1 protein-coding gene and 5 pseudogenes are annotated in these 5,949 nt (G+C 40.2%); all 6 read left to right on the top strand.

What is annotated here, in order from left to right:
* Nucleotides 1-64 precede the first annotated feature (64 nt).
* A pseudogene (locus AFK68_RS41730) lies at nucleotides 65-645 on the top strand (caspase domain-containing protein); the annotation flags it as partial.
* A 1-nt stretch (nucleotide 646) separates the two neighbouring features.
* Nucleotides 647-1,331 (top strand): annotated as a pseudogene (locus AFK68_RS41725) (peptidase C14); the annotation flags it as partial.
* 1 nt (nucleotide 1,332) lies between these two features.
* A pseudogene (locus AFK68_RS45190) lies at nucleotides 1,333-1,997 on the top strand (peptidase C14); the annotation flags it as partial.
* Between the two features lie 234 nt (nucleotides 1,998-2,231).
* A pseudogene (locus AFK68_RS45185) lies at nucleotides 2,232-2,694 on the top strand (peptidase C14); the annotation flags it as partial.
* Between the two features lie 167 nt (nucleotides 2,695-2,861).
* A pseudogene (locus AFK68_RS41720) lies at nucleotides 2,862-3,458 on the top strand (WD40 repeat domain-containing protein); the annotation flags it as partial.
* A gap of 56 nt (nucleotides 3,459-3,514) precedes the next feature.
* Entirely contained in the window at nucleotides 3,515-5,821 is a 2,307-nt protein-coding gene (locus AFK68_RS14330) for a hypothetical protein (protein ID WP_094673390.1), read from the top strand.
* Nucleotides 5,822-5,949: the final 128 nt, after the last annotated feature.

Below are 5,949 nucleotides of genomic sequence, written 5' to 3'. Positions count from 1 at the left end.
GACGGCTGAATGCTTACGTTATCAGTTATAATTAGTCACAACTATTAGCAAATAACCAACAATTATGAATAGAGAAGCATTAGTCGTTGGAATTAATTCTTATCCATTTCTCAAAAAAAAGAAACCAGGAGATTTAAACCTTAAAGCACCAGTAAAAGATGCTGAAGCTATTGCCGAAATGTTAGAAAAATACGGCAAGTTTCATGTGCAACGTTTACCTAAAAATTACAACCAAGAAGGTCAAGCTAGATTTGTTCCAAATGGTCTTGTCAAAATTAATGACCTGGAAAAAAGAATTATTAATTTATTTAATCCTCCATCAAAAAATGAAGTTCCAGATGTGGCTTTATTATTCTTTGCCGGACATGGTTATTTGAAAGAAACAGGAGGAATTCAAGAAGGATTTTTAGCCACCAGTGATGCTCAACTTAAAAATGAGAAATATGGCATATCTTTAAATTGGTTAAAAGAGTTATTAAAAAATAGTCCGGTTCAAACACAAATAGTTTGGTTAGACTGTTGTTTTAGTGGAGAATTTTTAAACTTTCAAGAAGCTGACCCTGGTACAGGAAAAAAAGTAAGTCGTTGTTTTATTACTGCTGCTCGTTCCTTTGAAACAAGTGTAGAACAAATAGATGGAGAACANGGAAAAAAAGTAAGTCGTTGTTTTATTACTGCTGCTCGTTCCTTTGAAACAAGTGTAGAACAAATAGATGGAGAACAAGGTGTTTTTACTGCTAGATTACTTAAAGGTTTAAATCCAGAAAATTCTGTAGATGGTTGGATAACTAACTATATTTTGGCAGATTCTATTAAAAAAAATATGCTTGATACTGCTCAAGCACCTGTATTTCATAATTCAGGAAATGCAATTATTTTAACAACTAATAGTCCGACTCAACCTGTAGACGAACGTTGGCAAAATACTCCTCCTTATCGTGCTTTATCTTATTTCACAGAAAAAGAAGAAGATGCAGTATTTTTTCATGGTAGAACTCGGTTAACAGATGAATTAATAGACGAAGTAAGAACCAATAATTTTGTGGCAGTTTTGGGTGCTTCTGGCAGTGGAAAATCATCCTTATTAAGAGCAGGTTTATTATATCAACTCAAGCGGGGGCAGAAAATATCCGGGAGCGATAGATGGCAATATATAAATCCTTTTACACCTACTATAACTCCTCTGAAAAAATTGCAAAAAGCCATTAACATAGAAAATATAGAATCAGAAAAAACAGATAATTTAACAGAAAAATTAATCGACTTTATTCAGTCAGCAGAAGCAGAAAGAGTCATCATGGTAATCGACCAATTTGAAGAATCTTTTACCCNCATAGAAAATATAGAATCAGAAAAAACAGATAATTTAACAGAAAAATTAATCGACTTTATTCAGTCAGCAGAAGCAGAAAGAGTCATCATGGTAATCGACCAATTTGAAGAATCTTTTACCCTCTGTGAAACTCACGAAAAAAGACTTGAATTTTTTGATTGTTTTTTAGAAGCTCTCAAACATGAAACGATTCAAAACAAACTTTGCTTAATCTTAGGAATGCGGGCAGATTTTCTCGACCAATGTTCAAAATATCCAGGATTAGCTACTCAAATAAAAGAACATCAATTCTTAGTAACGCCTCTGGAAAAAGAAGAAATAGAAGAGGCAATAAAAAAGCCAGCCGAATTAGTAGGGATGGGAGTAGAACCAGGATTAGTTGCTCAAATGACCGAAGACTTTTTGCGAAATCCTGGTAGTTTGCCTCTCCTACAATATACTCTAGATGTATTGTGGAAAGATGCGACTCAAGGAGAAGAAAAAAGTAAATATTTAACTCTAGCAACTTATACAAAGTTAGGTGGAATTAAGGGAACCTTAACAAAGCGAGCTGATGAAGTTTTTGAGAGTCTAACTCAAGAGGAAAAGTTAGTTGCCAAGAGAATATTTCTAGAATTAGTACAGCCTGGAGAACAGTCAGTTGATTCAGGAAAAATAACAGATANAAGATGCGACTCAAGGAGAAGAAAAAAGTAAATATTTAACTCTAGCAACTTATACAAAGTTAGGTGGAATTAAGGGAACCTTAACAAAGCGAGCTGATGAAGTTTTTGAGAGTCTAACTCAAGAGGAAAAGTTAGTTGCCAAGAGAATATTTCTAGAATTAGTACAGCCTGGAGAACAGTCAGTTGATTCAGGAAAAATAACAGATACTCGGAGAAGAGTCATATTAGAAGATTTGCCTAATGAACAACATAGTTTAGAGCTGTTGTTAGAGGTAAGTGATAAATTAGCTGACCAAAATAATCGGTTAATTACTATAGATAAGTCAGAGGGAGGAACATTATTAGATATTATTCACGAAGATTTAATCAGAAGTTGGAAAAAGCTGAGAAATTGGGTAGAAGAATATCAAGAAGCTTTGCCATTAGAAAGGAAGATCGAAGCAGATGCTGCTGAGTGGAAAAAACACAATAAAAAAGATGATTGGTTATGGCGAGAAGGGCAGTTAATAAAAGCAGAAGAATATGTAGAAAAGTATGGGGATATGGCTTTATTGGATGGGGTAGGTTATGAGTTTGTTAGAGCCAGTCAGGATTTGCAAAACCGCTTAGAAGTGGGAGAGGAAGAACGGAAAAAAAGGGAGTTTAAACAGGAGCAAAAAGCCAGGAAATTAGCTCAAAGAAGGAATCAAATTTTGGNTTTATTGGATGGGGTAGGTTATGAGTTTGTTAGAGCCAGTCAGGATTTGCAAAACCGCTTAGAAGTGGGAGAGGAAGAACGGAAAAAAAGGGAGTTTAAACAGGAGCAAAAAGCCAGGAAATTAGCTCAAAGAAGGAATCAAATTTTGGGTATTTTTTCGTTGTTGATGACTGGGTTATTTGTCTATGGTTTGGTTCAGCAAAAGATAGCTAAAAATAATAGTGAAATCTTCTCAGCTCGTCAGATGGCAGCAGAAGCAGAAGTCGGCATTGCTAGCTGGAATTTGTACGATCGAGGTACTTTATTAGGACTCCAGTCAATATATAAAGTCCAAGAGCTGCAAAAAAATCAGCAGGTATGGTGGAGAAAAGCTGTCAGGAAATTCTTAGACGGTCAGTTTCTAGATATCCCCAAAAATGCAGCCGATGGAGCTATCCGCAAAGGGCTAACTCAACTACCAGATCATCTGCATACCCTACTCCACCAGGCAGATGTAAAAGCAGTAGCCTTGAGCTCCGACGGCAAAACCATTGCTACTGCTAGCTCTGACAATACCGCCCGCCTCTGGGATGCTAAAACTGGCAAAGAATTAGCCACCCTACTACATCAGGACACAGTAAGAGCAGTAGCCTTTAGTCCCGACGGTAAAACCATTGCTACTGCTAGCTCTGACAATACCGCCCGCCTCTGGGATGCTAAAACTGGCAAAGAATTAGCCACCCTACTCCATCAGGACATAGTATGGGCAGTAACCTTTAGCTCCNCCGCCTCTGGGATGCTAAAACTGGCAAAGAATTAGCCACCCTACTCCATCAGGACATAGTATGGGCAGTAACCTTTAGCTCCGACGGTAAAACCATTGCTACTGCTAGCTCTGACAAAACCACCCGCCTCTGGGATGCTAAAACTGGCAAAGACATCGCCACCCTACTCCACCAGGACACAGTATTGGGAGTAGCCTTGAGCTCCGACGGCAAAACCATTGCTACTGCTAGTTATGACAATACCGCCCGCCTCTGGGATGCTAAAACTGGCAAAGAATTAGCCACCCTACTCCACCAGGACACAGTAAGAGCAGTAGTCTTTAGCCCTGACGGTAAAACCATTGCTACTGCTAGTCGTGACAAAACTGCCCGCCTCTGGGATGCTAAAACTGGCAAAGACATCGCCACCCTACTCCACCAGGACTGGGTATTGGGAGTAGCCTTTAGTCCCGACGGTAAAACCATTGCTACTGCTAGTTATGACAAAACTGCCCGCCTCTGGGATGCTAAAACTGGCAAAGACATCGCCACCCTCAACCACCAGGACATAGTATGGGCGGTAACCTTTAGCTCCGACGGTAAAACCATTGCTACTGCTAGTTCTGATAAAACTGCCCGCCTCTGGGATGCTAACACCACCAAACAAGTCACTACCCTACTCCATCAGGACATAGTATGGGCAGTAGCCTTTAGTCCTGACGGTAAAACCATTGTTACTGTTAGTTCTGACAAAACTGCCCGCCTCTGGGATGTTAAAACTGGCAAAGACATCGCTACCCTAGTCCACCAGGATATAGTATTAGCAGTAGCCTTTAGTCCTGACGGCAAGACCATTGCTACTGCAAGTGCTGACAAAACCGCCCGCCTCTGGGATGCAGACACTGGCAAAGAATTAGCTACCCTACTCCACCAGGATAGAGTAAATGCAGTAGCCTTTAGTCCTGACGGCAAGACCATTGTTACTGCAAATGAAGACAAAACCGCCCGCCTCTGGGATACTAAAACTGGCCAACAAGTCGCGACCCTACTCCATCAGGACATAGTATTGGCAGTAGCCTTTAGCTCCGACGGCAAAACTATTGCTACTGCAAGTGCTGACAAAACCGCCCGCCTCTGGGATGGAGACACTGGCAAAGAAGTCGCCACCCTACTCCACCAGGATAGAGTAAATGCAGTAGCCTTTAGTCCTGACGGCAAAACCATTGCTACTGCAAGTCTTGACAAAACCGCCCGCTTCTGGGATGCAGACACTGGCAAAGAAGTAGCTACCCTACTTCAGCAGGACTGGGTATTTGCAGTAGCCTTTAGTCCCGACGGCAAAACTATTGCTACTGCAAGTAATGACAAAACCGCCCGCCTCTGGGATGCAGACACTGGCAAAGAATTAGCTACCCTACTCCACCAAGACATAGTATGGGCAGTAGCTTTTAGCCCTGACAGCAAAACCATTGCTATAGCAAGTAGTGACAATACCGCCTACCTCCATCAAGTAATGTCAAAAGATTTAATTGCAGAAGCTTGTCGCCGTCTTGGTCGGAATTTAACAGCAGAGGAGTGGCAGCAGTATATGAATAGTGGGTTGGATAAATATGAGAAAACTTGCGATGAACTTCCGGTTCATCGTAGTTTAATTGCAGAAGCTAAAAATCTCGCCAAAACAGGAAAAAAACAGAAAATCAAAAAGGCAATTTCTATCTGGAAACATACCCAAGAATTAGATGCAGAAATTGACCTCGATCCTGATACAGAAACTATAGAAACAGACCCCCAAGTTGTCGCGCAAAAGTTTGTTGCTACTGGCAAAGTAGAAAAGGGAAAAACAGAAGCAACAGCCGAAAAAATAAATGAGGCAATTTCTATCTTTAAAGAAGCGCAAGAATTATCACCAGAAATTGACCTCGACCCTGATACAGAAACTATAGAAAAAGACCCAGAAGTTGTGGCGAACAAATTTGCTGCTTCTGGCAAAGTAGAAAAGGGTAAAAAATTAGCAAAACAGGGGAAAATAGAAGAGGCAATTAGTCTTTATGATGAAGCACAAAAATTAGATTCAAATGTAGAAATATCTGCTGATAATTGGGAAGTATTATGTCAGTTTGGCAGCTTAAATAATCAGGCTCAAGATGTCATGTTTGCCTGTGAAAAAGCAGTAGAGTTAAGTCCTTATGATTATGAAATTCGGAGTTATCGAGGTGTGGCGAGGGCATTAACTGGGGATTATCCGGGAGCCATTGAGGATTTTCAAGTATATGTAGATTGGAGGGAAGATCGGGAGGAAAAGGTAAAAGTTGAAGGTTGGATAGAGACTTTGAAAAAGGGTAAAAATCCGATTACTGAGGAGGTATTAGAGGAGTTGAAATAGAAGTCAGAAGTTTGAAGTCAGAAGTCAGCAGTTAAGTAGCTGGTAGGGTGTGTTAGACGGCATTAATTACTCGGTATTATCAGGTATTTAACAATCCGTCATAACGCACCAGAATTGTAATACCCGGT

Origin of the sequence: Hydrocoleum sp. CS-953 (assembly GCF_002260545.1) — a bacterium.
GTDB lineage: Bacteria > Cyanobacteriota > Cyanobacteriia > Cyanobacteriales > Microcoleaceae > Trichodesmium.
The sequence above is the reverse complement of the archived record's forward strand: the minus strand, read 5'-3'. Positions and strand labels throughout refer to the sequence as shown.